This window comes from Nonomuraea sp. NPDC049400 (assembly GCF_044466425.1).
GTDB lineage: Bacteria > Actinomycetota > Actinomycetes > Streptosporangiales > Streptosporangiaceae > Nonomuraea.
Map to the genome: position 1 here is coordinate 27669 of NZ_JBITMP010000070.1, position 23097 is coordinate 50765.

Here is a 23097-nt window from a genome sequence, read left to right on the forward strand (position 1 = left end):
GCGCCAGGCAGTGCCCTCAATCGTCGGATCGTCCGGCTCGCCTAGCGCCGCGCCTCTCGTTGCTGGGTTACGAAGAGACTCGTGTAATCCCCCCCGGACCAGTCGGGAGGCATAAGACAGGGGCGAGGGTCGTGTACCGCCCAGCGAGCCGGTTCGCCGCGCACGATCTCGCCGGCGTGGCTACTGGGGAGCGGGTTCGCGGTGTAGGGCATGGAATTGGCCGCGCTGTATACATTCAGGAGCAGCGGACGGCCGAGGTCGGACTCGTTCTTGGCCGAGCAGTGCAAAGTCCGGCAGTTGTGAACTGTCACTGATCCTGCCGGACCAGGAAGATACACCTCGCCACCGGCGGGCAGTGCGGCACTGTCCGAATCAGATAATGCACCCGTCCAGATGCCATCTGCGTCGTAGAGATTGTACAGTTCTCCTTGATGGCTGCCCGGGAATACGCCGAGCGGCGCCTGGTCCATCGAACAGTCATATAGATAAGTACCGAATGTCAGCGAACTGTAGTTGGTGTGCGGCCAAAACTGAACGTCCTGGTGCCACTTCACTTCGGCGCCGCCGCGCGCCCATTTGAAATTCAATTTGGAATGATGGAATTTAACGTCGGGGCCTACCAGATCAGCCGCAATATCGGCAAGAATGGACTCTCGCGCGAAGCGCCAGTAATCCGGATGCTGATCGACCGGACTGGTCACCCGACGCAGCCGGGGAACCTCGGCGGTGTGGCCCGGCTCAAGATCGAACACCGAGTCTGGAGTGCTGATCGACCGGCTGCGCTCGATCATCTCGTCGGTCGCAGTTCGGAGCCGCCCCAGCCACTCGCTGGATATCACCTCTTCCAGGAGCAGGTAGCCATTGTGGAAGTAGAATTCTCGCTGCTCCTCGGTCAGGACCTTGGGGGCGATTCTTCGGACGTCATCAACCAGCATGGCCGTTCTCCTCTACCGTAGGTGCCGACTTAATTCGAAGCCGGGCAGAATGTATTGCGTCGAGCGGGCCTGATCCTTACGTATAGACGGACTGCCCGTCCTTGATGATCTGTGTCTAACGTCACGCCCGTCGTAGTGCTGGGGTGTGAAGTTGACGGGTGACCGCTTGCATCGATCACAGCGATTGAACCGCGCCGTGATCATCGGCGTGGAGCCTATCCCACTTTGATCAGAATTCCTAGAAATCTATCTGCTGGAGTGACGATCACCCCACCCGCTGTACGGACTGTCAAAATGTTATGACGTTGCGTGTCGGCAACGGAAAGCGACGTCACTGTACCTTCTAGCGCTGTGATGAAATTTTGCTGTGTAGTCACAACGTTCAGGGGCTCAAGGTGTGCATCCGCTCGACCCGGAGAGGCTGGACGGAGAATGTGCGGTGGCAGGGCCAAGGTGACGGTCACAGCAACTCCCGGTGTGACAGTACTCAACCAAGATCCGTGTTTAAGCCAGGCATGTCAACCGAGGGCCGCGATTTTTTCCGGCGTCCCGGCCGACGAAAACCGAAGCACGTCAGGCGGACTACGGTGACCACCTGAGGTTCTTATTGAGCCCGACAAGGTGGCGGCGCAAGTTTTTACAGGTGATGTTGCCACAGATTGAGTCGTCGGTCAGGCGCGTCCCCGGTCTTGCCGATGCCATCACACTGGCGAACGGCTACGAGGTCGCCCGCCTACGCAGAGGTCGGCCGGAACGCCTCGGCGCGACCTCCAGAGAGTGGCTTGACTCACCGCCTGACCATCGCTTGGCTAAGGGCCTGCAGAGAAACAACTCGTAGCATTCCGAGCCTGGGGCGGATGCTGTGGTAGGAGCGTGCTGTCAGAAACCATGGAGATGCTGACCCTGCTGGTAACTCACGAGTCGCGACTGCAGGTCGTGACCTGAGGTTTTGACGCCCGCGATCATGCGGTACGCGGCCGGCGCTTCCCCCTCCTCCCGGTTGTGGATGGAGTGGTTGGGGTCGATGCGGCTGGCGAGTTGTTCGCCGATCCGGGCTGGCTGAGCGTTGGATGATTTCAGGCGCGTGCGAAGCGATGCAGCGCGCCTTCATCGGCAACCCGCGGATGCCGCCGGTCGCGCTAGGCAGCTGACCAGCGCCTATCGCCCGCCGTTACAGATCCCTCTGAATGCATACCCATTCAGCCCACTGGTCAGAGCGGCGGACGGTTTGCGTATCCGGATGAACTGCTACACCATGCGCACGACCCCAATGCTACAGCTATTCGCTGCATTGGCTGCTGGCCTTTAGGAGAGGCCCGAAATGAGGTCCTGTACATTGAAGCAGATCTCCTTTGGAGGCGCAACGCCTCTTTATCTGACCAACTGTCGACACTGGTAGCAAGACTAGGTTTGACGTGATCACCTAGACGGGCGATCCTAGACGATGTAAGGCTTCCTATCTGGACATGGCGGATAGCGGTGTTGATTTACATCGCCAGGATCCGCCTGTCGCGGGATTTCATCCACATATGACACAGGCGACAATGCCTTTGGCATGTGGCCGAATGGGTGAAGTGCTGATACTGACCGGTTGCGATCTCAAATCGCACGAGTGCCGAGGAGAGCACAGGAATGATTTCGCACATCCGGAGCGTGAGTCTGGCGATGCCAGACCTGGGGGCCGCGCGCAAGTTTTACGAGGGGACTGGCAGCTTGAGCTTGTCGACGGCGACGATGACCGGCTCTATCTCGGTGACGCCTGTGCGGAGAGCTACGTCGTGCGCTTGCGCGCGGCGGAACCCCGCGTAGATCTCCTGTCGTTTGCGGTGTCCACCGACGTGGAGGTGGAGCAGGTTGCTGAACGTGTGGCCTGCCACAGCGAGGGCCGTTTGTTAGGCCCGCCGCATGAGCGTCAGGAACTCGGCGGTGGGTATGCCGTTCGGTTCCTGGACTGCGACGGTCGCACCGTCGAAGTCTCCAGCGGTGTGGCCTGCGCGAGTTTCAGCCCGTAAATATGACCGAGAGCCGACCACAGGCCATCAGCCATGTGGTGCTCAACACGACCGGTGTGATCCGCTCGAAGTCGTTCTATGAACAGGTCCTGGGCTTCCAGGTGTCGGACTGAGTGGAGGACTATTTTCGCTTTTTGGGCAGCGGCCCGGCTCACCACATGGTGGTGTTTGCCTTGGCCCCGTGATCGCTGTGAAAGACCGAGTCGGCCAGGCCGCCCCGGGTGGCCGCGGCCATCTTCAGCGCGTCGGCGACCAGGTCGGTGCGCATGTGGTCGGCGATCGACCAGCCCACCACCCGGCGGCTGAAGCAGTCCAGCACGGTCGCCAGGTAGAGGAAGTCCCCGTCGCCGAGCGGGAGATAGGTGATGTCGCCCATGTACTTCCTGCCCGGCTCGGGGGCGGTGAAGTCCCGCTGGAACAGGTCCGGCACCGGTGTGGTGGCCGGCTCGGGGATGGTGGTGCGAAATCGTCGGCGTAAGCGGGTCCCGACGAAGGCGAACATCCGCATCACCCGCGCGACGCGTTTCTCGTTGATCGTCATGCCCTTGTCGCGGAGTTCGGCGGTGATGCGCAGGGAACCGTAGGTGCCGTCGAAATCGGTGTGCACCGCGCGGATATGTTCGGCCAGGGCCGCGTCGGCGGCCTGTCGCGCGGCCCGCGGCGCAGCAACGCGGCGTGCACTCGCCGGTAGCCGTAGGTTTCGTGCGAGTCGGTGATGATGTCGGCGACCAGCCCGGCGAGCATGGCCCGGCGTTGCGCGGTGGCCGAGGCTGGCCGCTCGCGCCAGTCGTAGTAGCCCGAGCGGGACACGCCCAGCCAGGCACACATTTTCGCGATTGGGTGATGCGCCTTCTCCGCGTCGATCAGCTCGTACTTGGCGAGCGTCATCGATGATCGGCCGCGAAGAAGGCTGCTTTTTCAAGAACGCCAGCTTCTCTCGCAGCTCGGCGTTCTCCCGCTCCAGCTCCCGGATCCGGGCCCGTTCCAGCGCTGAGATCGGCTGCCTCGTCCTGCACGATCCGATGCCGATGCACCCGACTGCCCAGCGTGCTGGCGTTGATCCCGAACTCCCGCGCCACCGACGCGACCGTCCGCTCGCCCTCCAGCACCATGCGGACAGCTCTTCCTTGAACTCAGGCGAGAACTGCCTGCGACGCCTGGTCACCTACCTACCTCTTCCAGACTTCCGTCAGCTTATGTAGCCGACTGTCCGGAGTCTGCGAGGCACCTCAAGCGGCGAAGGACGCGGAGATCATGGTGTTGCGTCATGAGGTGGCGATGCTCCAGCGTCAGGTTGGACGCCCGAAGCCGGACTGGGCGGATCGGGCCGTTCTCGCGGCGCTGCGGCAGGGTTCAGGTCGGCTGTATGCTCGCCGGAAGCTTCGACCGGCCCTCCTTCGACGGCGTGCGATGGGTCGCCGTCAACGCGGCCACCGTGGTCAACGACACCGCCGACAACCTGGTGATCAATCAGAAGGGTGCCACCAGAGAGCTGTGTCCGTTCGTTCTCCGGTTCGAGTCGGAGCCGCAGGCGCTGGTGAACGCGGTCGACATCACCGATCTGACCGCTCGCTGACTCGATCAGCAGGAGTTGGCTCCGTGGTCTGCCATGGCTAACCGTTATGAGGCGGCCGAGCAGCGCGAACCAGTGCCGTGATGAAGCTGCGGGTCCTGCAGAAAGGTCGGAAGATAGCTGCCCATGGGGGGCCTAAGGGAGTGTTCGGGCGTTGGAGCACGTGACGAGCACAGCGACCCGCATCTATGTGTAGTGCCGACGTGCTTTGGGGTACAGGATTCCTGGTATGGCGTCACCTGCGATGATCAATTAGGGTACCCGCCGTGCTCGGTGCGTGCTCGCGCGCCCCCGTCACGCGCGGTCAGGGCCTGACACCGCCTGACACGCAAAAAGTGCTGAGGCGGCACGAAGCATCACCCACTTCTAATCCGACGGTCGCAGGTTCGAATCCTGCAGGGCGCGCTTCTCCACCTGCGGAAACTCCAGGCGTTGTCGCGTCTGTTGGCGGCATGAGGCAAATGTGGGGCAATCCTGAGTCAGCTGCCGAGCTGTCGCCCCAGTGCGGACGCCGCGTTCAGCACCAGCCGGGCTGTCTCCCGAGCGGCTTCGTGGGCCACTTCCGGCAGCACCGAGACGTAGGTGTCGGCGGTGAGCACGATGCTGGCGTTGCGCCTGCCGACAATTCCATCCATGCAGGTCAAGCCGCTTGCCAGTATTCATGGAGGACGCCGCCGAGCCGGTCTCGTCGGCGGACCTTCAGGTCGATGATTCGCCCGGGGGCTGTGATCGGATCGGGGATGGTGCGCAGCGGGGCTGCTTGGTTCAGGGCTTGATGTGCTCGGTGCTGGTTGTAGAAGTGTTCGTACTCGCGCAGGGCGTGCCGCAGGTGGTGTTCGTTTCAGATCAGGCAGCGGTCGAGAAGCTCGTGGCGGCATGACTGCACCTACCGCTCCATGATCGAGTTCATTCGCGGCGTCCGGATGCCGGTGAGCACCGTCTTGATGCCGGCTTCGGCGAGGACCTCGTCCATGAAGGCGGGGAACTTCCCATCCCGATCTCGGATCAGAAAGCGCGCCCGGCAGTCCGCATCGTGCAGATCCATCACGAGATTCCTGATCGCCTAGATGACCCAGCTCGCGCTCGGGTGCGCGGTGGTGCCGAGCACACGGACCCGCCTCGTGGCGTGCTCGATCACCGCCAGGATGTACTGGCGCTGCCCGTTCAGGGTGATGGTCTCGATGAAATCGGCGGCCGGCAGGGTGTCGGCTTGCAAGCGCAGGAAGTCGACCCATGTGGTGGAGGCCCGCTCGGGCGCCGGATCGAGACCTGCCTGCTTGAGGATCTCCCACACCGTGGACGGCGCGACCTTGATGCCGAGCGTGGTGAGTTCACCATGCACCCGCCGATAGCCCCAGCTCGGGTTCTCCCGAACCAGACGCAGGATAAGAACGCGGATGGAGCGGACCGTGGGCGGGCGCCCACGTCGCTTCGGCCAGCAGGTACGGGCATGACGCCGTCTCGTCAGATCGCGATGCCAGCGCAGCACAGTATCCGGTTGGATGAGCAGCCGCAGCCGACGCAGGAACTCCCGGGACAGCGAGGTCAGGAGTGCGGCCAGGAAGGCTCGGTCCTCGGGTGCGAATCTCACCCGGGTGTCGGCGCCGAGTTGGCGTTCAAGGACGGTGATCTGGTGACGCAGGGCGAGGATCTCCACATCCTTGTCTCGATCGCCCATGGGCAGCAACCGCAGCGCGGCGAACGTGTTCGTGACGGTCAGGTAGGCCAGGCGAAGCAGCACAGCCGATCATCTTGCCGTATGCGCTCCCGTCTCCTGAGAGACCGGAGCTCGCGTACTCCACACAAAGCCCTCGCAGGGCCACGACCTGGGCGGATGTAATTATCGGCAGGCGCAAAGCTCAAAGTGCTGTCTCGAATTCACAGCTCTTGTGCGTTCAAGAAAGCGTCATGCATGATCTGGCTGGCCTTCTCGAAGCTGCGGATCGTAGTGCTCTGCGCTCTTGGCTTTTTGCCAGGGCCGCGGGTTCGCATGCCAGAGTTGCACGCCAGCCAGGAACCGTGTCGCTATCGTTCGCGTACGCGAGAGATCGTCCTGTAGAGCCCACGCTTCCATGAGACGCCGCTCGTACTTACCGAGCCAGTCTCGAAAGACCTTATGGGGGTCCTTATGCTCTTCGGACTTGAGAATTGAGGTCAACTCGGTCAGCTTGCTTAGGCGCAGCCTGGCCTCCATTCGCTGCTCTCGGGTCATGTCGCCTTCCTGCCTGGTGGCGTTGAGAAAGCCCTCCAATTCGGTGCACACCTGCATCGCTAGATCACGTCGTCGGTCATCAAGCCGCTCTTCCCGCTCACGATTCATCAGCCTGTAGGCGACGGCGATGGCTACCGCAGCTCCGATGGCTGCACCGCCGAAGTCGCCGAATAGGACGTCCTTCACCCAGTCGATGGCTGGGTCTGGCGGTGCGATGATAGGCGCAGGGATCGAAGTCGGGACGATCACCGTCTCGGTCACGGTCACCGTGGGTGCGGGAACAGGTTGCGGGTCGAACGCGAACATTCGGGCAAGGTACTGCAGGCCGGAGCTGCGTGCATGGCAGAGCGTCGAACCTTCATGCGGAGGCATGGCAGCGATGGGACCTCGCCCGTTGCGGTAGCCAAGCACGTCACCATTGAACGGCGTACATCAAACCGGACGGCAAGCCGTTCACGAGGGGGTCACGGCCGCAGCCATGGCGTGTCCGAGTTGCCGGTCACGTCTACGGAGGTGGTGTATCGGTTAGAGCACGTGCCGAGCACTGCGAGCGACCTCTGTGGACAGTGCCTGGATGACTGGAACGCGGGATCTACTTGCGCAGGGCGCAGATGCACCACCGGAGAGGGTGGTGGCCGTGCTCGGTGCGTGCTCGTACGCCCCGTTATACGCCGTCAGGGCCCGGCACTGCTAGGCATGCAAACCGCGCTGAGATGGCACGAATCAACACCCAACGGCACAGCGCGGCAGTAAAAGATCTTGCTTCTAATCCGACGGTCGCAGGTTCGAATCCTGCAGGGCGCGCAACCGAGACCAGGCAATCTGCGGGTTGACCTGGTCTTTTGCATGATCGGTGGTCTTGGCTCGTAGGCAGGGCGAAGCGGCCGAAAGCAGCCCTGTGCCACTGGTCGCGGAACATACGCGGAATGCTCGCAGGCCCGTTTTCCCAGGTGGGCGCGGCGGTTTCGAGGCCCGGAACGGCGAAGGGACCCCGAGATGTCCCGGGGTCCTGCCAGTGGTTGTGGATCATGCAGCTAGCGCGCCCAAGATGCGCCGGTTGGCGACTTCTCGTTGGCCGTCGATGCACTTGGCGTAGACGCGGAGCATCACGTCCATGCCGTGTCCCGCCCGTTCGGCGGCTTCCGGGGCGTGCACGCCCGCGTTGAGCCAGAGCGAGACAGCCGCATGCCGAAGGTCGTACGGCCTGCCCGCCAGGGGAGAGGCGGCCTGGTCAGGTGTGAGGGCGTACGTCCTAGCCTCCTGCCAGACCTTCGCGTAGGCCGATCCGGAGATCACGCCGCCCGTGCGGGTGCGGAAGAGCCGGCCGTCCTCGCCGACCCCGAACGCTGCGATGTGATCGCGGAGGATGGCCACCAGCTCGGGCGGGATGGGAACAGTGCGTGTCTGCTTCACGTCCCGATGCTTCAGACCGCGCTCATCATGGGCCTGCCCGGAGTCAGTGAAGCGCTTGTTGCTCTGCGGCCTGGTCTTCTCCAGCGTCAGCAGACCCCAGCCCTCCGCTGGGAGGTGACAATCCTTCTGCCGCAGTCCGGCCGCCTCAGCCGGACGAAGGCCGCCGAAGTACATGCAGGCGAACATCGCGGCCAGCATCGGCCCGCGCGACCGTCCTACATAGGTCACCGCGGTGAGCAGTTCGCGGGCCTGCTGCGGATTGACCACCGAGCGCCGGTCAACCTCGCCGCTCACCTTGGCCTTGCGGAACTTGACCTTGTGCAGCGGATTTGCCGAAAGCTCTTCCAACTCCACCGCGTATTCGAGCGCGTGGTGGAAGACAGCCCGCTTGCGGCGATAGGTCGAGGTCGCCGCGGCCTTGCCGTTCAGGCACAGAGCCAGGGCTTCCAAGGCCGTACGAGCGTGCTTGGTCTCTTCCAGAGCGCTCAGGGAGAGCGACGCCGTCTCAAGCCAGCGCACAGCACGAGCGATCTCCGGTGTCGGAGTTGGCCTCCGGTCCTCGGGCAGAAAGGAGTACTCGCGCAGCGCTCTCCGGATGATCTCGTCGGACGGGCGGCCGGGCGCTTCGGTGACCAGGACGCGGGTGACGGTGGCGAGCGTGTCGGTCATGCCCTCGCGGGACTTGGCCGCCGCGTGAGGCCACCAGGCGTGGACGTAGGCGATCGCGAAGGAGTACCAGGTGCGGGCGTCCTTAGCCTTGACCATCGACGTCGGTAGGCCAGTCTCCAGGTCGAATGCCTCGCCCTTCTTGGCCGCCTGACGGAGGTCGGACAGGAAACTCTCGGCCAGGCCCTTGGTCTTGAAGGTCGAGGACTTCTCGCGGTTGCCGACTGTCCAGCGGACGGTGTGGGAGACGATCCGGGGTTTCTTGCTCTTGCCGTCTGATCTGGTGTTGGTGCGGATGTCCCAGAACTTGACCTTGTAGGAGGTGTTCATGCGGCGCTCCTGAGGGATTCGAGCCAGGCGTTGAGGTCGCTGCGGTAGATGCGAAGTTCGCCGTTGGGCAGGCGGATGCCTTGTGGCGCCTTGCCGATCTCGCGCCAGCGGTAGAAGGTGCGGCGGGAGACGCCGCCGAGTTCGTCGAGGACCTGGGCGACGGTGAGTAGTTCGTCTCGCTGGCTCATGCCGCCCTCCCCGTGTGCTCAGTTGCCGAGAGATCTTGGCTGTCTGCTTGGGCCTGGAGTTGGGCCATGTGGGCGCGCCAGCGTTGGCGTTCGGCTACCGCGCGGAGGAGGCGCACCGCCAGCGAGGGCACGTTGGCGTCTCCGGCCGGGACAGGTTTCCAGACGTAGCGGTGGGGGTCTGGTGGCTGGTCGGTCTGGCCGAGGGCTTCCAGGACCCAGGTGCGGCGGTCCTGCCTGTGTTCGGCCAGGGTCTTGTTCGACCACTTGCGGGAGACCAGAACGCGGCGACCGGCGTAGCCGAGGTGATCGGGCTTGTGCGCCTTGCCCCGGCACCGGCCAGGAACCATGCCCGGCTTGGCGCCCTTGGGCTGGATGCCACACCGCAGCCAGTTCGCGCACGTCGGCGAGCATGGCTCGAACCGCAACGCTTCCAGCAGTCGCGCCGTGTGTTCCCGCTGCGTCGGGTCATCAGAGTCGAGCCCTTCGCCGAGGGATTTAGTCAGGTACTTAGACAGGTACCGGATGCACTGGTCCGCGTCGGGGGTGCCGGCCAGCACACCCTGGACGTTCACCTGGTCGCCGAAGCGCACCACGTGCAGGGGTTCGGCCGCTGGGTCGGCGTCGAGCTGGTCGAGCGCTTCATACCAGGTGGGCAGGACCTCTCCGGTGTCCGGGTTGAGGTAGCCGACGCCGTTCTCCCAAACCGGTAGGTGATCGCCTTCAAAGACCACTTGATCGGCCGATGGCCACCACACCTGGTGGTAGGTGGCTGCCGCGATCTGCTTGACGTCCGCGCGTGGCAGCGTGCCCCGGATGGCTATGTGCAGGTGAGGGGCCAGTCGCCTTTGAGGCTCGACGGTGGCGAAGTACTGCACGTCGTAGCCCGCCACGCGGCGCAGGTTCTGCACGAACCGGTCCACCAGCTTGGAGAAATGCAGCGCATCCCGAGCGGCCCGCGTGTAGTCGTAGGTATCGGGATCGACGGGGACCCCGTCCTTGATCTTCCCGTAGGACGGCAGGGTGAGCGTGACGAACAGCGAGGGCCGGTAGACCTTGCCATCCGAACTGGTGAAGGTCCGCCCGAGCGTGGTGTTGACCATCTTGCGCTTGGGCAGGTCGGGAGCGTCCTGACGCCGCCGAGTCGAGCGGGTGCGCTTCGGCGTAGCCCGGCCCAGCACGTTGCCGCGCATACCTGCCGCGTTGATCTCCGCGTCCAGGTCGGTGGTGTCCTGGCCAAGGCGTTCGGCCTGGTCGCGTTGGGCCTGCATGTCGGCGCGGAACTCGATCAGCCAGCGTTGTTCGTCGTTGGGCTCGTTTGGCGTGATGGTCGGTTCGTGGTCGAGGTGCCATCCCTCCCGGCATTGGGCCATGCGGAGCTGGCGGTTGCGCTTGGCGCACGGCGGACATGTGCTGTCCAGGGTTGCCCCGCAGGGCACATCGATGATCTCGGTTTGGCCGGTGTGGATGTCGAGCCGTTTGAGCGGGATAGGCCGGATGCACACGCCGTGCTGCTTGGCGACCTCTTCCATGACGTTGCGGGCAAGCGGTTGGGCCATCCGCAGGGCACGAGGAGTGGACCGGTCTGTCATCGGCACCCCTCCTGCCTGGCCTCGCCGATCTCGGGGAAGATCAATGCCGACTGTCCGCACTCGCGGCACTCGACAAGCGCCCGAGACGGGTCGAGCCAGAGCGTGTTGAGGGTCTTGCACATCGAACAGCGCAGTCCGTCCAAGACGTGGGCCAGCGTCATCGGGCCTCACCGCCCTTGGTGGCGAAGCTGGCGACCATGGCGCGAATGTCGGTGTCAGAGACGTAGGCCGCGCGAACCCGTACCGGATCAGGGCTGGTTTCCAGACGGACGTAGCCGACGCCCGCGCCCAGTCCAGGGTTCGCGGAGATCCGGTCGGCCAGTGCGCCGCGGTCGCGTGCCCCATCGCCGAGGACCATGTCTACCTGTTCGGACTCGTCCAGCCTGAGAGCGATCTTGTCGGGGAACAGGTTGCGGATGGTCATGACCTCCTTGCGAGGGTCCTGCAGCGCTGCCAGGACGCCGACGCCGACCGCGCGGCCCTGAGTCGTCAGGGTGGCCAGTGCAGCCGAGACGCGCCGTCTGAGGTCTTTGTCGGCCTGGTAGGCGGTCAGGAACGCGACCTCGTCGACGAGGACCAGGATGAACGGGTCATCGACGGTGGGGGTGTGGGAGCGCTGGACGCCGCCGAAGCGTGCGGCGCGTGCTTGCATGATCTTGACGGCCTGTTCGAGTAGGTCGGCGCACTCTTCGGGGGTGGCGGCGTAGTGGGGGCCGAACAGGGCACGGCCGAATGAGAGTTCCATCAGTTTGGGGTCCAGCGCCCAGATCTCGACCAGGCCCGCCCGCAGGGCGGGGAGTAGTGCGCGGATGGTGGACCAGATGATGGAGCCTTTGCCCGCTCCGGTGGCGCCGGCTACCAGCACGTGTGTGCCGAGGATCTTCAGCAGCCAGGGGGAGCCGTCCTCTTGCCTGCCGATCTCGACCGGCCCCGCGGTCGGCACGGCCGGGATGGGCAGCGCTGGTATCGGCGTGGCCAGCGGATCGCGGCGGGGGAAGGTGAGCACCAGCCGACCGGCCTTGAGGATGGACACGCGGCAGGAGGAGGCACCGAAGCCGTGCGCAAGTGCGTCGATGCGGTCGGCCCAGTCCTTGACTGCTTGGCCATCCAGCATGCGCACGGTGACGGTGTCGGCCCAGGCGTTGCAGGTGACCTTGCCGAGCCGGGGCAGGTAGTCCCGGCCGCGCAGGTGCTTACCGAGGCCGGAGACGATCATGACGGGTTGCCAGTGGCGGCGGTAGATGAAGATGAGCCGCCACCAGGCCAGCAGCCGCCACCCGACCCACCGGGCGAAGCTTGCGCGATCGGCGACGGCCCAGGCGAGGAGCCCTGTGGGGACGGGCGCAACGAGGAGCAGAGCGGTTTGCCAGCCGTACAGGTAGTACAGCGCGACGGGAACGGACGCGGCCAGGACTGCGATGGGGTGCCGCCAGATCAGCCGTACCAGTCCGACGAGCAGTCGGCAGGCGAGGATGACGATCGTGACGATGGCCGGGGTGGTGACGACGGCCGGGCGGAAGACGATGGCCGTGTCGGGCGTGGTGGAGACGAGGTTGCGTGCCTCGTCACCGGGAAGCCTGCGGAACATAAGCTTGATGCCTCTCGTGATGTTGGGTCGTGGGAGAACCGAGGGGCCGCCGGAAGTTGCCGCTTCTGGCGGCCCCGCCTTGCCTGGTCAGGCCGCCGTGTCGGTGGCGGTCTTGGTGGCCGACTGATTGGTGTGCAGGCGCTCGCAGTCGGCCAGGTAGCGAGCGGCGGCGTCGAAGATCAGGCGGGCGGTGCTCAGGTCCGCGTCGGTGACGGGGCCGGCGCCGGTGGTCGAGATCGACACGTTCGCCTCGCGGGAGGAGATCTCCAGGTACGGGCGCGGCTTGTCGAGCATTCCGGCACGGACGTGCAGGTCCGCCGTGTGGAAGGAGATGTGCAGACGCGGACTGGAGCCGGGCTGCATCGACAGCGTGAGGTAGGTGTACGGGTTGAGGCTGCTCACGCCGCCGCCCTCCCCTGCTGCGTCATCTCGTGGTCGGCGGTCAGGGCGCGGTAGGTGCGCTCGACCGAGCGGGCGTAGCGGGCGGCCTCGTGGGCGAGCTGGCGCGCGAACGTCAGGTCGTCCGCGGTGACGGGTCCTCGCGTGGTGACCAGGACGCTGGCGGCTCCGAAGTCGAGCGCGAGCACGGGCTCACGGTGGCCGTAGGGGTGAAGCAGGGTTCGGGCGGTCCGGCCGGTGGTCAGCCGGATCACGCTGGTTCGAGGGGTACGGCGACGGGTCATCAGGCGGCGTCCTTTGCGGGCTTGTTCGGTGTGCTCTGGCGGGGTGCGTGCATCTCGTGGACCTTGATGGAGTAGGCGAGCCGTCCGGCGCCGTTGACGTACGGCGTGACGGACATGCCGTCGAACTCGACCGGCGTGAAGGGCAGCCCCGGCATCGGCTGCGGGGGCACCGGCTGGACCGGGGCGAGGATCTTGACCGCCACCGTCTTCTGGGCGGGCTTGAGAGTGGGGTCACTGTCCATGACCGCGACCTGCCAGACCAGCTCTCCGGTCTGCTTGTCGCGGGCCTGCACGAACCGGCCGTTGGACGAGGCGTCGAAGTCCTTGACGGGCTCGACCTCGCCGACGATGTAGCAGCCGTGCGGGAAGACCATGGCGAAGGTGACGGGGATGGGGCCTTGCAGAGCCATGATGGCTCCCTTCTTGGATGTCTGACACTTGACCTATCAAGTGATGCTCTGAGAGTACGACTGGCAAACTTGGTAGGTCAAGTGCCTAGGAACGGGTGACGGCGATCTAACCAGCCGGATACGTCACGATGCCAAGTTGTGTCACGGTTGGCGCCGAACGCTGCTGGGCTATCCGAGGCGTCAGAGGAACAATCCGGATCATGAAATCGGATCCGCCGGGCAAGGACGCCGCCTGGCTATGGCTGCTGTTCCTCTTATGGATCCTGGGCACGCCCCTCTTGGGAGTGCTGTGGTTCAGCTACGGCTTTGCCCTGATCGGAGGAGAGCCGAGAAACAAGCAGCTCTCCCAGATCTGCGGAACCGCCATGCTGATCGTCGGCTTCGGCGCGCCCACGCTGGGGCTCCTGCTCGCCCTCGTCTCCAGGCGACGCAGCGCCACCATTGTGTTCGGCGTGGCCCTGCTGGCGGTGGCCGCTCTCTGGGCGTGGTTGGTGCTGCGCAAGTAGCCGGAAGGGCCGGTCAGCTGATGGGGTAGGCGTCTTCCAGTTCGTGACGGTCTGCCGGAAGTAGTACCTCGACCACGACCAGGGGCCGGCCGGAGGCATCGCGAACGGCGCCGAAGACCACAAGGAGCGGGACGTTCTTGGGCATGCCGAGTTGCTTGGCCTCTTGAGTGGTGGGCATGCGGGCGGTGATCTGCTCCACGATGTGATCGAAGCGGACGCCCTTGCGAGTCTGGAGATGCTGCCGGATGCCCTCCCGCAACGGCTCGCCGCTGGTCAGATCTGTGCCCTCTGACAGCTCCAACAGCAGCCATAGCGAGACCAGCTCGCTCGGCTCGCCATCACGGACGACCAAGCGTCGGCGCAGGAACGCCTTGCTCTTGGGCTGTGCATCCAGCAACGCCGCCACACGGTTGGGCAGCGCAACGGCGCCGGCCTCGACCAGTTCGCCGGGGGCGTTAGTTTCCGGGTTGGTCAGGTACGCCTGGCCGGGACGGTTGGGCTCCACCGCTGCCATCGCAGGACGGCCCCGTACGAAACGTCCCTTGCCCTGCTGGGACTCGATCCAGCCCTGCTCACGCAGCACCCGCAGCGCGGCTACCACAGTGGGCCGGGAGACACTGAACTCCTGGATGAGCTGGTGTTCGCTGGGGAGGAGAGAGCCGGGCGGGTAGGTTCCCGACTCGATACGCCGTTGAAGCGCCTGCACAAGCTGCGCATACTTCGGTGGCACGGACTCTAGCGACATTCTGACCGTCCAACACCCGACAGGTTGTTTTACCAAGTTTGAGCGTATCCTGGCTCGGACCATCTGTCCACCAGGTTCAGGTAACGCAAGCCGCCCATGAACACGCCCCGGCAGGTCGGACCGGCAGCAACAGCCTGCCGGGACTATGAGACGCGACGAGGCAGGGGAAACGCATCGGCCCCGTCCGGCCGAGCACTGTCACCGCCTCGCCGCGTCCGTTTCAGCGACCCTTGATGTACTCGGCCAGGATCGAGGCTGCACCTTGCGGATCGTTGGTCGGGTGTCGCTTGTTCGCGTCCTGCCAGGTGTAATACGCGCCGCCATGCCCTACGACCACCGACAGTGGCAGCCCGGGATGGGGTCGAGCCACCATCAGCGCGCTGTTGTTGTCGCGCAGTTCGGCATTCATACCGAGGGCGGTGAGCTCATCACGCAGCCGCACCAGCATGCGCTCCGCAGCCCACCGCATGACGTCGGCCGCCAGTTCGGCCGCGATCGGATTCATCTTCCGCTCCCTTCGGCCCGGCCGCTTCCGAGGCAGTCGAGACACTTCTGCTCCCCAATCCGTTCGGGCTCCTCTCCGTCGTTGCCGATCAGGAGAGCGCGGCGTGAGCCCTTCAGCTTGCAACCGCGCCCTCGACACGCAGGGCAGAGCCTTGCCTCGCTGTTCTCGTCTGGCCGGGTCACCGTCGCCATCTCCTTGCGAGTCGTTCGGTACTCCCTGTGGCGGAAGTCCGCTTGACGTACCGTGGTTGATTGATGGCAAGTCCACCGGCAAAGCAGAATGAGGGGACCCGCTAAGAGGCCCCCCTCTTAACCCCCTTTTCGATCCACGTCGGAAAGAAGGCCAGGTATGCCCGAGGCAACGCCCAACGTGCGACTTCGGAACTGGCGGCAGCAGGCCGATTTGACCCGCGCCGAAATGGCGAAAATGGTCAACCTCACCAAAAGCGGTATTAGGTACAACCTCGCCTGTGACGAGGAGCGCATACGCCGCTGGGAGGCAGGCGAGGTCACATGGCCGCGCGAGCCGTACCGACTGGCCTTGACCGAGCTCACCCACCTGGACCCGGAAGACCTGGGCTTCGTCCCCACCAAGCGCGCCCGCCCGCACCTGGATTCCCCCAAAACGGTTGATACGCTTGCAAATGCACCACGCGCTGTGAATCTCGTCGAAACAGGAGAGGACGAGAACGACGTGCGACGCCGCGAATTCGTCGGCCTCACCGGGGCCGCCCTCTTCAGCTCAGTAATCAGACAACCAGGTCCCACCCAGGACACCGGCCTCGACATCGAGAATCTCGCCGCTGTACTCGTCGATTACTCGGCCCCCGCAGATGGCCTGATCGACCTCGACGCACTTGCCACCGCAGTCACCACCGCCAAGCGCAACTACCAGGCATGCCGATACGCCCAGGTGACCGCCAAACTGCCGGCCCTGCTCAGCAAGCTCCGTGCCGCCAGCACCACGCTGCACGGCGACGATCAGCTACGCGCCCACATGCTGTGCGCCGAGGCATACCACGTGACCGCCTCTATCCTGCTCAAACAGGAGGACAAGGGACTCGCCTGGCTCGCGGCAGACCGCAGCATCCAAGCCGCTCACGCCAGTCAGAGTCCCCTCATGATCGGCTCTAGCTCCCGCATCATCACCCACGCCCTGATGGACGGCGGGCACCACCGCGCCGCCACCGACGCCGCACGCAGCTCAGCCCAACGCATGGATGCCGACCTCACCAGCCCTTCCGCCGACGACCTGTCGATCTACGGGTCCTTGCTGCTACGCGGAGCCGTCGCCGCCGCCAACACCGGCAACCGGCACAACAGCGTCGAACTCCTCAACGAAGCTGCCGAAGCCGGTCACCGGCTCGGCCACGACGGCAACCACATGTGGACCGCGTTCGGCCCGAACAACGTCTTGTGCCACCGGGTCAACGTCGCCCTCCGTTTCGGGGACGCCGGCACCGCCATCGACTACGCCCGCCAGGTCCAGTTGGACCAGCTACCGATCAACGAGCGTAAGGCCACACTTCTGCTCGATACCTCCCGCGCGTTCCTCATGTGGAACCAGCACGACAAGGCGCTGCACATCCTGCGCGCCGCAGGCGAGATCGCCCCCGAGGAAATCACCGGCCGCCCCGCGGCTCTCCGGCTCGTACGTGACATCCTGGCAACCGCCCCGATCAGTGTCCGCCGTGAAGCCCGCGAATACGCGGCCACCCTGGGAGTCATCGCGTGACCCAACCCGGCAAGGTTCTCTACATCATCGTCTGCGCCGCAGGACCCGCCCCCGACGTCGGCCGCCTCGTCACCCTCGCCCAAGACAAAGGTTGGACCGTCCAGATCGTCGCCACCCCGCCAGCCCTGAACTTCATCGACATCCCCGCGTTGGAGAAGCAGACCGGTCGCCCCATACGCAGCCAGTACCGCAGCCCCGATGAGCCGAAATCACCCCGCGCCGATGCCATCATCGTTGCCCCGGCCACCTACAACACGATCAACAAATTCGCCCAAGGCATTGCCGACACCTATGCACTCGGCCTGCTCTCCGAAGCCCCCGGACTCGGCATCCCAGTCATCATCCTGCCCTTCGTCAACACCGCCCTGGCCTCACGTATCCCCTTCCAACGCAGCATTGACCAGCTCAAGGCAGAGGGCGTGCGCGTCCTACTCGGACCAGGCCAGTTCGAGCCACACCCGCCCAACTCCGGCGGGGAACGCATTGGCACCTACCCGTGGGTTCTGGCATTGGAAAACTTGCCGAATTGATCTCTTAGGTATCAAGCCGCGGCGCCGACGCGGCCCTGCGCTCGGCCGCACGCTGCGCGTGCGGCCTGGGGGCCGTTCTCGCGCACGGCCGTGCTCGGGCCGCTTGGTTTCGCTACTGTATGCATCCTTCATGCTGTACAAATCAACGCTGTGTGGCTGGCCAAGCCACCCTGGACGCGTCTCCGTCTACTCCCCGACACAATCCCCCCAAACACCCCAACAGGACATACACGGCGCGCTGGCCTGTAATGTTCAGCTTATGAGTGTTAGGATATGCCAAAATTTAGGAGGTCTTAATGATAGAACTGACAACAGCGATAAAAGAACTCCGCGCCCAGCTTACAGGGGCGATCGAGAATGCAAAGGACGAAGAGCTTAGATTCGAACTCGGCCCCATAGAGCTAGAGCTATCAATCGCGGCAACACAAGAAGACGGCCTAGGCGGGAAGATTCGCTTCTGGATACTGAGCGCGGATGGCAATACAAAAGAGACATCCGTGGCTACCCAGAAAGTAAAACTTACCTTGGAGCCTAAAGTGGCAAATTCCACTACCACCCCATGGATATCTGGATCATCTGGAGACCGCGAACGCTAATGACCTATGCGGTACGACGATGAATTCCCTGAACCACCCGAGCTGTATGCGCCAGATGAAAGCGAACTCGACGAAGCGGAGAATCCTCATCCGCAATATGAGAGAATCGCTGAAGTAATCGTCAGGCATATGGATGGCTCTGCGAAGCGGGGCAGTGGTTACCTGGTTGCCTTGGGAAGGGTTCTCACGTGCGCGCATGTTGTTAGTGATGCGTCTACTATACAAGTGCGCTTCAAAGGTGACACTGCTGAAGAATGGCTCGGCGTAGCTACGGTCGAACTATCCGATGAGAAAACAGATATCGCGGTCCTTGCTGTTGATTACTCCGTAGTAGATGAAGTAACTCCGATCAGTTTCGGGCTAATTGGCAAGAAAGCTGCAGTTCTGGCCTGCAGTGCCGTCGGGTTCCCTCGGTTCAAATTGCGTGACGATGATGTCGTTGCAGAGCACATTGGCGGGCCTGCACAGTATCGCGATAGCTTTCACCTAAGCGGAAGTGCTCCCTTGCTCTCCAATCAAAAGGAAGGAACCCTGGAGATAGATGTCTCGACGCCGCTGAATATCCCGCTATCAGGAGAAGCATCTCCCTGGGAAGGCATGTCGGGCGCGGCAGTGTTCGCCGAAAATGTGCTGATTGGCGTAATCGCCAGGCACTATAAGACGGAAGGTGCCCAACGTCTCACAGCGGTTAGGATTGACACTTCTTATCAACAAATGAGCCGCGCTAACCTTGAGCGGCTGCAAAACCTGATTGGGCTGCCTTCGGGAAGAGAAGAACTAACTGACCCTCTTAGCCCAAACCGCAGACCGACATCGAGCCCGAGCTACCTGGCGCGTGTCAAAAACTACGCTCCAGAGAACTTGGTGGATCGTGACAGCGAGATTGATCAGCTGATTTCTTTTTGTGCTGGCAATGAAAAATATCTTTGGATACAAGCGCCACCTTGGGCGGGGAAAACTGCGCTAGCATCGTGGTTTGTCCTCAATCCGCCCTTCGGAACCAACGTTGCATCCTTCTTTATTGCTCTGCGAATCAGCAGCGAAGCGAGTATTCATCCATTTCTTGTAAGTATGACGCGCCAGCTTGCCTATATCGCAAATAGGCATGTACGCATTCCAAACGACGAAGAGGGTCGGATAGGGCAGTTCAACCATCTGATCTCCGTTGCCGCCCAGTCAATACCGAAAACTTCACTGCTAGTTTTGGTTATCGATGGTCTGGATGAAGATAGCGGCAGCAGGCCAAGTATTGCTTCGGCTCTGCCGCGCAATCCGCCGGAGAATGTTCGAATTATAGTGACAGGCCGGCCGCATCCCGCTCTCCCTAGCGATGTGCCTGGCCAGCATCCATTGCGATCATGCCGACGATATGAACTTACGCCATCGCCATATGCCACGCTTCTTGAGATTGAAGCTGAAAATGAGCTTCAACAACTATTGGAGGAGAAATCTCAAAACCTGGAGATAGTGGGTTATCTGGCTGCTTGCCAAGATGGACTCACGGTTCGTGATCTCGCGGAGCTTACGCGCCGAAAGCACTTTGACATACGTAAGACCTTGAATACTCGCTTGGGGAGAAGTCTTCGGGTGGGTTTCAATGATGGCTCTCACGATGGGTATGTATTTGCGCATGATACGCTACGCCGTAGTGCCAACTTGATACTGGATGGTGACCTCGACCACTATCGCAGGAGGATCAATGAATGGGCGGATACATATAAGGCGAGAGGGTGGCCAGCGGACACGCCGAGATATCTGCTTAGCCCGTACGGGAGAATGCTGCTGGATGCAGATAATATTGAGCGCTATAGCGATCTAGTGTCTGATGCTAAACGCCATGATCTAATGCTTGCTAGAGAGGCCTCGTCTGCGGGTGCCATTAGCGAAATTATAGCATTTCAGAGTGTCGCGGACAGTCGCAGTCTCGATATCGCTGTTCTAACTAACGTGGCGATTGAGCGTGCGCGAGTTCTCGGGCAGAACAAGATAGTTAACACGCTCCATCGTGGCATTATGGGCATCGGTAGTTCTGGTGGAAAATGGAAACCTCCTCCAATTTCTGCACTCCAGTATGCATGCCTACTTGCCAGAATCTCCACGCTCATATCGGATCTAGACCGTGAACGTGCAAGAACTGCAGCTTTCGAGGGAAGAGATGCAGTGCTCAGAGCTGGCCATCCCGTTCGTCGTGCAGCCGCCCTTACGGACGTCTCTGTAGCTCTGGCTCGATCGGGAGACTGGGAGGCCGCTCGATCGCTTGCCTACGATATCGAAGATCTAGCCGGACGCAGCAGGTCGCTCAGACTTATTTCTGTACTGTTCGCCGAACATGGGCAAGAAGAGCTAGCTCTTCACACCACAGAAAGTATCGAGCCGCTCTCTGCACGGTTGGAATCCCAGATAGAGGTAGCGATGGCGATTGTCAATGAATCTCCAAAGCGAGCATTGGCGATCGTAGATCGCATGTTTGAAGGGAAAGGGGAATCGCGGCATCCACTACGTGGTGGAGTCATGGCGAAGGGAAAGGCATATGTGCTGACCAGATCTGGGCAATGGGAACGTGCTTTGAATACTGCTGCACACGTTGACCAGCGGCGATTTCAATATGCCATTATTGCTGATACGGCCAGCTTCCTTGCGCATCAAGGTCATATTGGCGCGTTTGATAAGTGTTTGCATCGCGTGGAGCGCTTGGAGATAAAGGATACTATTATCGCCGATAATGTAGCGGCTTTGGCCATGTATGACCAGGAAGCATACGCGGAACGGCTGATAGCCACAATATCTGCGTCTGAGGAACGTTCCAGAGGGCTGGGTACACTTGGGGCGTCGATCGTTACTCGGAATGTCGAGCAGGGAAGGCGCCTTCTCGGTGAAGCGCGTATGCTTCTGAAGGGGATGGACGAGCTATTTCAATCTTCTACCGCAAGGCATATCGCCAAGCTTTTGATTCGCGAAGAGTCTTTTGAACTTGCGAAGTCCTTCATAGACGATATCTCGGACCTTCAGGTCCGAGCTGGATTGACTGGCTGTCTCGGTGCATCTCTCATCGATCATGATGCCGAGTTGGGGGAGCGCTATGTGGGTGAGGCGCGCAATCTTATCAGAGGTTTAAGCGATCTTTTCCAATCGCCCACAACGAAAGAAATTATAGATGCTTTGATTCGTGAGGACAGATTCCTGCTAGCAGAAACTCTTATCGGCGACCTGGCTAATCATAAGCATCGAGTTAATGCCATCAATAGCCTGCTTCTCGGAATCGCGAACTCTCTCCAAGACGAGTTGGAAGGTGCCTCGCGCGATACACTATCAGAGTCCGCATATCGATTGACCGTCGATGCGCTACGTCACGATTACTGGCCGCTTCTTTTTATAGCTTTTATCAGGCTTTATCCAGACGCGTTCGACCTGCTTTTGGGCGAACTCAAGAACTGGCGTGCGAGGCTATAGTCTACATTGCGGAGAGGCTCCGCATGTCAAATTGGAATAGTTGCAGTTGAGCTTCTCTATTAACCTCAATCTATTCTCTTTCTTGGTGTGATTATCAAGGATGCGTGGGACGGTCTCCGCGGATGGCGTCGACGTTTTAGCACTCACGCAGATCAGATCTGCCACAAAGCCCTGAGTAGCACGCCTATAGAGCCGATAGCGATTGGCGCTGCACTCACGATCGCCCGCCTGTGACTGGTCGCCGTAAGAGGCTGGGGGCGATCGACGGTCTGGGACTTCGTTCCTCAGCCCCAGCCCCCCGGGTATGGTGGCTGGCCACGGGTAATATGACGTCACGGAGAACGTAAGGAGTGGTCGACGAGTCCCGTGAGCGGGCCGAATTTCAAGATCCGGACTATATCCGGATTACTTTGCCTAGGTGAGGATCAGGCAGTACCCAAAACACCAGTTCAGAGTGCTGCTAAGAGTCAGACATACCCTCCACTTCTAATCCGACGGTCGCAGGTTCGAATCCTGCAGGGCGCGCTTGATCATGGTCTGACCTGCGGTTATACGGGATCGGATGCGTTCTAGAACTTTTGTCTAGCGGTTGCGTGCTCCCTACGTGCTCGCGCGCACCAACCCCGCACACACCATGATCCATTCACCGTCTCCGACTGCTGCGGCAAGAACAGCGGCGCCGCCTCGCCGCGAGTAGGCGGCGAGTGCGGGGCCGGATGCTTAATCCGACTATCAGCTTCTCAGCGAGATGAGTTTCCCGGGCGCGGCCTGGTCTTCCTCGCCGAACAGCAAGGCCGCGGTCTTCTCGGCCGCCGCCGTGGCCACCTGCGGGTAGACGGAGGTGTAGGTGTCGGCGGTGAAGGCGCTGGATGTGTGTCCCAGGGTTTCCTGTACCACCTTCATCTCTACCCCGGCTGCCAGCATCAGCGAGGCCGCGCCATGGCGAAGGTCATGCAGTCTGACGGGCGGTAGCCCGGCCAGGTAGGCCAGCCAGAGGAATTGGTCGGAGACGTGCTGCGGGTGCAGGCGGCTGCCTGTGGGGTGCCAAAACGCGGACACGGCTGCTGAGCTGGGTGTTTGCCGGGTGATCAGGCTGCTCTGTGGTACTCGTTGATCAGTCCTGTGACGGTCCTTCGACGGTGGATCCGCAAAGTCATGTCGATCACCTTGCTGGGATCGTGCAATGGCGGGCGAAGCGAACGGCCCTGATGCGGGCGATGATGGTTGAAATGGCGCTCGTACTCGGTCAGGACCTTGCGCAGGTGCCGCTCACCATGGATGAGCAGGTGGTCGAGGCACTCACGGCGTAGCGTTCCCACGAATTGTTCGGCGAATGCGTTGGATTACGCCGTCGATTACACCCGATGGCGACGATCAGTACCGACGCGTTCGGGTGACCCACCCGTTTCATCCGCTGTCCGGGCGCGACTTC

27 protein-coding genes and 1 pseudogene are annotated in these 23097 nt (G+C 62.3%); 9 read left to right on the forward strand and 19 right to left on the reverse strand.

Annotated features, from left to right (window positions below):
- Positions 1-41 precede the first annotated feature (41 nt).
- Positions 42-935 carry a phytanoyl-CoA dioxygenase family protein gene (locus tag ACIBVN_RS54125; protein WP_397149619.1) on the reverse strand — a complete coding sequence of 298 codons (894 nt, stop codon included), beginning with the start codon at positions 933-935 and terminating at the stop codon, positions 42-44.
- A 1565-nt stretch (positions 936-2500) separates the two neighbouring features.
- Between ACIBVN_RS54125 and ACIBVN_RS54130 the strand changes: the two genes are divergently transcribed.
- Both ACIBVN_RS54130 and ACIBVN_RS54135 read left to right on the forward strand, forming a co-directional pair.
- Positions 2501-2947, forward strand: coding sequence for a hypothetical protein (locus ACIBVN_RS54130; RefSeq protein WP_397149621.1), 447 nt, complete (start codon positions 2501-2503; stop codon positions 2945-2947).
- A 2-nt stretch (positions 2948-2949) separates the two neighbouring features.
- A complete protein-coding gene (locus tag ACIBVN_RS54135) occupies positions 2950-3060 on the forward strand; it encodes a VOC family protein (protein ID WP_397149623.1) in 111 nt (36 codons plus the stop codon).
- A gap of 62 nt (positions 3061-3122) precedes the next feature.
- On the opposite strand, the pseudogene ACIBVN_RS54140 reads toward ACIBVN_RS54135, so the two are convergent.
- A pseudogene (locus ACIBVN_RS54140) lies at positions 3123-3935 on the reverse strand (IS3 family transposase); the annotation flags it as partial.
- Entirely contained in the window at positions 3832-4059 is a 228-nt protein-coding gene (locus tag ACIBVN_RS54145; protein WP_397149678.1) for a hypothetical protein, read from the reverse strand. The gene ACIBVN_RS54145 and the pseudogene ACIBVN_RS54140, both read right to left, overlap by 104 nt.
- Positions 4060-4313: 254 nt before the next feature.
- Here ACIBVN_RS54145 and ACIBVN_RS54150 point away from each other — a divergent pair, with 254 nt between their 5' ends.
- Positions 4314-4523: a hypothetical protein gene (locus ACIBVN_RS54150; RefSeq protein WP_397149625.1), complete on the forward strand. Its 210-nt coding sequence runs from the start codon at positions 4314-4316 to the stop codon at positions 4521-4523.
- Between the two features lie 476 nt (positions 4524-4999).
- On the opposite strand, the gene ACIBVN_RS54155 is transcribed toward ACIBVN_RS54150, so the two are convergent.
- Positions 5000-5155: a hypothetical protein gene (locus ACIBVN_RS54155; RefSeq protein ID WP_397149627.1), complete on the reverse strand. Its 156-nt coding sequence runs from the start codon at positions 5153-5155 to the stop codon at positions 5000-5002.
- A 26-nt stretch (positions 5156-5181) separates the two neighbouring features.
- Here ACIBVN_RS54155 and ACIBVN_RS54160 point away from each other — a divergent pair, with 26 nt between their 5' ends.
- The gene (locus ACIBVN_RS54160) at positions 5182-5400 is read left to right on the forward strand and encodes a hypothetical protein (RefSeq protein ID WP_397149628.1); all 219 of its coding nucleotides are present in this window, start codon (positions 5182-5184) and stop codon (positions 5398-5400) included.
- Between the two features lie 6 nt (positions 5401-5406).
- On the opposite strand, the gene ACIBVN_RS54165 is transcribed toward ACIBVN_RS54160, so the two are convergent.
- The 11 genes from ACIBVN_RS54165 to ACIBVN_RS54215 form a co-directional block, all read right to left on the reverse strand.
- A complete protein-coding gene (locus ACIBVN_RS54165) occupies positions 5407-5565 on the reverse strand; it encodes a hypothetical protein (RefSeq protein WP_397149630.1) in 159 nt (52 codons plus the stop codon).
- An 18-nt stretch (positions 5566-5583) separates the two neighbouring features.
- Positions 5584-6198 (reverse strand): hypothetical protein, encoded by a 615-nt coding sequence (locus ACIBVN_RS54170; RefSeq protein ID WP_397149632.1) that lies wholly within the window; start codon positions 6196-6198, stop codon positions 5584-5586.
- Positions 6199-6426: 228 nt separating this feature from the next.
- Positions 6427-7038 (reverse strand): hypothetical protein, encoded by a 612-nt coding sequence (locus tag ACIBVN_RS54175; RefSeq protein ID WP_397149634.1) that lies wholly within the window; start codon positions 7036-7038, stop codon positions 6427-6429.
- A 720-nt stretch (positions 7039-7758) separates the two neighbouring features.
- Positions 7759-9141 carry a tyrosine-type recombinase/integrase gene (locus ACIBVN_RS54180; RefSeq protein ID WP_397149636.1) on the reverse strand — a complete coding sequence of 461 codons (1383 nt, stop codon included), beginning with the start codon at positions 9139-9141 and terminating at the stop codon, positions 7759-7761.
- A complete protein-coding gene (locus ACIBVN_RS54185; RefSeq protein ID WP_397149638.1) occupies positions 9138-9329 on the reverse strand; it encodes a helix-turn-helix transcriptional regulator in 192 nt (63 codons plus the stop codon). The genes ACIBVN_RS54180 and ACIBVN_RS54185 overlap by 4 nt, the downstream gene beginning before the upstream one ends.
- Positions 9326-10918: a replication initiator gene (locus ACIBVN_RS54190; RefSeq protein ID WP_397149640.1), complete on the reverse strand. Its 1593-nt coding sequence runs from the start codon at positions 10916-10918 to the stop codon at positions 9326-9328. The genes ACIBVN_RS54185 and ACIBVN_RS54190 overlap by 4 nt, the downstream gene beginning before the upstream one ends.
- Complete coding sequence (locus tag ACIBVN_RS54195) at positions 10915-11079, reverse strand: hypothetical protein (RefSeq protein WP_397149642.1); 165 nt, start codon at positions 11077-11079, stop codon at positions 10915-10917. Before ACIBVN_RS54195 ends, ACIBVN_RS54190 begins: the two co-directional genes overlap by 4 nt.
- Positions 11076-12506 carry an FtsK/SpoIIIE domain-containing protein gene (locus ACIBVN_RS54200; RefSeq protein ID WP_397149644.1) on the reverse strand — a complete coding sequence of 477 codons (1431 nt, stop codon included), beginning with the start codon at positions 12504-12506 and terminating at the stop codon, positions 11076-11078. The genes ACIBVN_RS54195 and ACIBVN_RS54200 overlap by 4 nt, the downstream gene beginning before the upstream one ends.
- Before the next feature lie 87 nt (positions 12507-12593).
- Positions 12594-12908: a hypothetical protein gene (locus tag ACIBVN_RS54205; RefSeq protein WP_397149646.1), complete on the reverse strand. Its 315-nt coding sequence runs from the start codon at positions 12906-12908 to the stop codon at positions 12594-12596.
- Positions 12905-13189 carry a hypothetical protein gene (locus ACIBVN_RS54210; RefSeq protein WP_397149648.1) on the reverse strand — a complete coding sequence of 95 codons (285 nt, stop codon included), beginning with the start codon at positions 13187-13189 and terminating at the stop codon, positions 12905-12907. Before ACIBVN_RS54210 ends, ACIBVN_RS54205 begins: the two co-directional genes overlap by 4 nt.
- Positions 13189-13599: a plasmid replication, integration and excision activator gene (locus tag ACIBVN_RS54215; RefSeq protein WP_397149650.1), complete on the reverse strand. Its 411-nt coding sequence runs from the start codon at positions 13597-13599 to the stop codon at positions 13189-13191. The genes ACIBVN_RS54210 and ACIBVN_RS54215 overlap by 1 nt, the downstream gene beginning before the upstream one ends.
- 200 nt (positions 13600-13799) lie before the next feature.
- Here ACIBVN_RS54215 and ACIBVN_RS54220 point away from each other — a divergent pair, with 200 nt between their 5' ends.
- On the forward strand, positions 13800-14105 hold the full coding sequence (locus ACIBVN_RS54220; protein ID WP_397149652.1) for a hypothetical protein: 306 nt from the start codon (positions 13800-13802) through the stop codon (positions 14103-14105).
- Positions 14106-14118: 13 nt separating this feature from the next.
- On the opposite strand, the gene ACIBVN_RS54225 is transcribed toward ACIBVN_RS54220, so the two are convergent.
- Positions 14119-14811, reverse strand: a complete 693-nt coding sequence (locus tag ACIBVN_RS54225) for a GntR family transcriptional regulator (RefSeq protein WP_397149654.1) — start codon at positions 14809-14811, stop codon at positions 14119-14121.
- 259 nt (positions 14812-15070) lie between these two features.
- Positions 15071-15355, reverse strand: coding sequence for a hypothetical protein (locus tag ACIBVN_RS54230; RefSeq protein WP_397149656.1), 285 nt, complete (start codon positions 15353-15355; stop codon positions 15071-15073).
- Positions 15356-15703: 348 nt separating this feature from the next.
- On the opposite strand from ACIBVN_RS54230, the gene ACIBVN_RS54235 reads away from it, so the two are divergent.
- The 4 genes from ACIBVN_RS54235 to ACIBVN_RS54250 all read left to right on the forward strand — a co-directional run bounded on the left by ACIBVN_RS54235 (position 15704) and on the right by ACIBVN_RS54250 (position 21665).
- A complete protein-coding gene (locus ACIBVN_RS54235) occupies positions 15704-17089 on the forward strand; it encodes a helix-turn-helix domain-containing protein (RefSeq protein ID WP_397149658.1) in 1386 nt (461 codons plus the stop codon).
- On the forward strand, positions 17086-17619 hold the full coding sequence (locus ACIBVN_RS54240) for a flavoprotein (RefSeq protein WP_397149660.1): 534 nt from the start codon (positions 17086-17088) through the stop codon (positions 17617-17619). Before ACIBVN_RS54235 ends, ACIBVN_RS54240 begins: the two co-directional genes overlap by 4 nt.
- A 296-nt stretch (positions 17620-17915) precedes the next feature.
- Positions 17916-18215, forward strand: a complete 300-nt coding sequence (locus tag ACIBVN_RS54245) for a trypco2 family protein (RefSeq protein WP_397149662.1) — start codon at positions 17916-17918, stop codon at positions 18213-18215.
- Positions 18216-18221: 6 nt separating this feature from the next.
- Entirely contained in the window at positions 18222-21665 is a 3444-nt protein-coding gene (locus ACIBVN_RS54250) for a trypsin-like peptidase domain-containing protein (RefSeq protein WP_397149664.1), read from the forward strand.
- A 732-nt stretch (positions 21666-22397) separates the two neighbouring features.
- Here ACIBVN_RS54250 and ACIBVN_RS54255 read toward each other — a convergent pair.
- Entirely contained in the window at positions 22398-22724 is a 327-nt protein-coding gene (locus ACIBVN_RS54255; protein ID WP_397149666.1) for a tyrosine-type recombinase/integrase, read from the reverse strand.
- A 29-nt stretch (positions 22725-22753) separates the two neighbouring features.
- Positions 22754-22984 carry an integrase core domain-containing protein gene (locus tag ACIBVN_RS54260; protein WP_397149668.1) on the reverse strand — a complete coding sequence of 77 codons (231 nt, stop codon included), beginning with the start codon at positions 22982-22984 and terminating at the stop codon, positions 22754-22756.
- Positions 22985-23097 lie beyond the last annotated feature (113 nt).

What these genes read in the sequence shown, in the direction of transcription:
- ACIBVN_RS54125 (WP_397149619.1), bottom strand. Translation starts at nt 935, where the DNA reads ATGCTGGTTGATGACGTCCGAAGAATCGCCCCCAAGGTCCTGACCGAG.
- ACIBVN_RS54130 (WP_397149621.1), top strand. Translation starts at nt 2,501, where the DNA reads ATGGGTGAAGTGCTGATACTGACCGGTTGCGATCTCAAATCGCACGAG.
- ACIBVN_RS54135 (WP_397149623.1), top strand. Translation starts at nt 2,950, where the DNA reads ATGACCGAGAGCCGACCACAGGCCATCAGCCATGTGGTGCTCAACACG.
- ACIBVN_RS54145 (WP_397149678.1), bottom strand. Translation starts at nt 4,059, where the DNA reads ATGGTGCTGGAGGGCGAGCGGACGGTCGCGTCGGTGGCGCGGGAGTTC.
- ACIBVN_RS54150 (WP_397149625.1), top strand. Translation starts at nt 4,314, where the DNA reads ATGCTCGCCGGAAGCTTCGACCGGCCCTCCTTCGACGGCGTGCGATGG.
- ACIBVN_RS54155 (WP_397149627.1), bottom strand. Translation starts at nt 5,155, where the DNA reads ATGGATGGAATTGTCGGCAGGCGCAACGCCAGCATCGTGCTCACCGCC.
- ACIBVN_RS54160 (WP_397149628.1), top strand. Translation starts at nt 5,182, where the DNA reads ATGGAGGACGCCGCCGAGCCGGTCTCGTCGGCGGACCTTCAGGTCGAT.
- ACIBVN_RS54165 (WP_397149630.1), bottom strand. Translation starts at nt 5,565, where the DNA reads ATGGATCTGCACGATGCGGACTGCCGGGCGCGCTTTCTGATCCGAGAT.
- ACIBVN_RS54170 (WP_397149632.1), bottom strand. Translation starts at nt 6,198, where the DNA reads ATGGGCGATCGAGACAAGGATGTGGAGATCCTCGCCCTGCGTCACCAG.
- ACIBVN_RS54175 (WP_397149634.1), bottom strand. Translation starts at nt 7,038, where the DNA reads ATGTTCGCGTTCGACCCGCAACCTGTTCCCGCACCCACGGTGACCGTG.
- ACIBVN_RS54180 (WP_397149636.1), bottom strand. Translation starts at nt 9,141, where the DNA reads ATGAACACCTCCTACAAGGTCAAGTTCTGGGACATCCGCACCAACACC.
- ACIBVN_RS54185 (WP_397149638.1), bottom strand. Translation starts at nt 9,329, where the DNA reads ATGAGCCAGCGAGACGAACTACTCACCGTCGCCCAGGTCCTCGACGAA.
- ACIBVN_RS54190 (WP_397149640.1), bottom strand. Translation starts at nt 10,918, where the DNA reads ATGACAGACCGGTCCACTCCTCGTGCCCTGCGGATGGCCCAACCGCTT.
- ACIBVN_RS54195 (WP_397149642.1), bottom strand. Translation starts at nt 11,079, where the DNA reads ATGACGCTGGCCCACGTCTTGGACGGACTGCGCTGTTCGATGTGCAAG.
- ACIBVN_RS54200 (WP_397149644.1), bottom strand. Translation starts at nt 12,506, where the DNA reads ATGTTCCGCAGGCTTCCCGGTGACGAGGCACGCAACCTCGTCTCCACC.
- ACIBVN_RS54210 (WP_397149648.1), bottom strand. Translation starts at nt 13,189, where the DNA reads ATGACCCGTCGCCGTACCCCTCGAACCAGCGTGATCCGGCTGACCACC.
- ACIBVN_RS54215 (WP_397149650.1), bottom strand. Translation starts at nt 13,599, where the DNA reads ATGGCTCTGCAAGGCCCCATCCCCGTCACCTTCGCCATGGTCTTCCCG.
- ACIBVN_RS54220 (WP_397149652.1), top strand. Translation starts at nt 13,800, where the DNA reads ATGAAATCGGATCCGCCGGGCAAGGACGCCGCCTGGCTATGGCTGCTG.
- ACIBVN_RS54230 (WP_397149656.1), bottom strand. Translation starts at nt 15,355, where the DNA reads ATGAATCCGATCGCGGCCGAACTGGCGGCCGACGTCATGCGGTGGGCT.
- ACIBVN_RS54235 (WP_397149658.1), top strand. Translation starts at nt 15,704, where the DNA reads ATGCCCGAGGCAACGCCCAACGTGCGACTTCGGAACTGGCGGCAGCAG.
- ACIBVN_RS54245 (WP_397149662.1), top strand. Translation starts at nt 17,916, where the DNA reads ATGATAGAACTGACAACAGCGATAAAAGAACTCCGCGCCCAGCTTACA.
- ACIBVN_RS54250 (WP_397149664.1), top strand. Translation starts at nt 18,222, where the DNA reads ATGCGGTACGACGATGAATTCCCTGAACCACCCGAGCTGTATGCGCCA.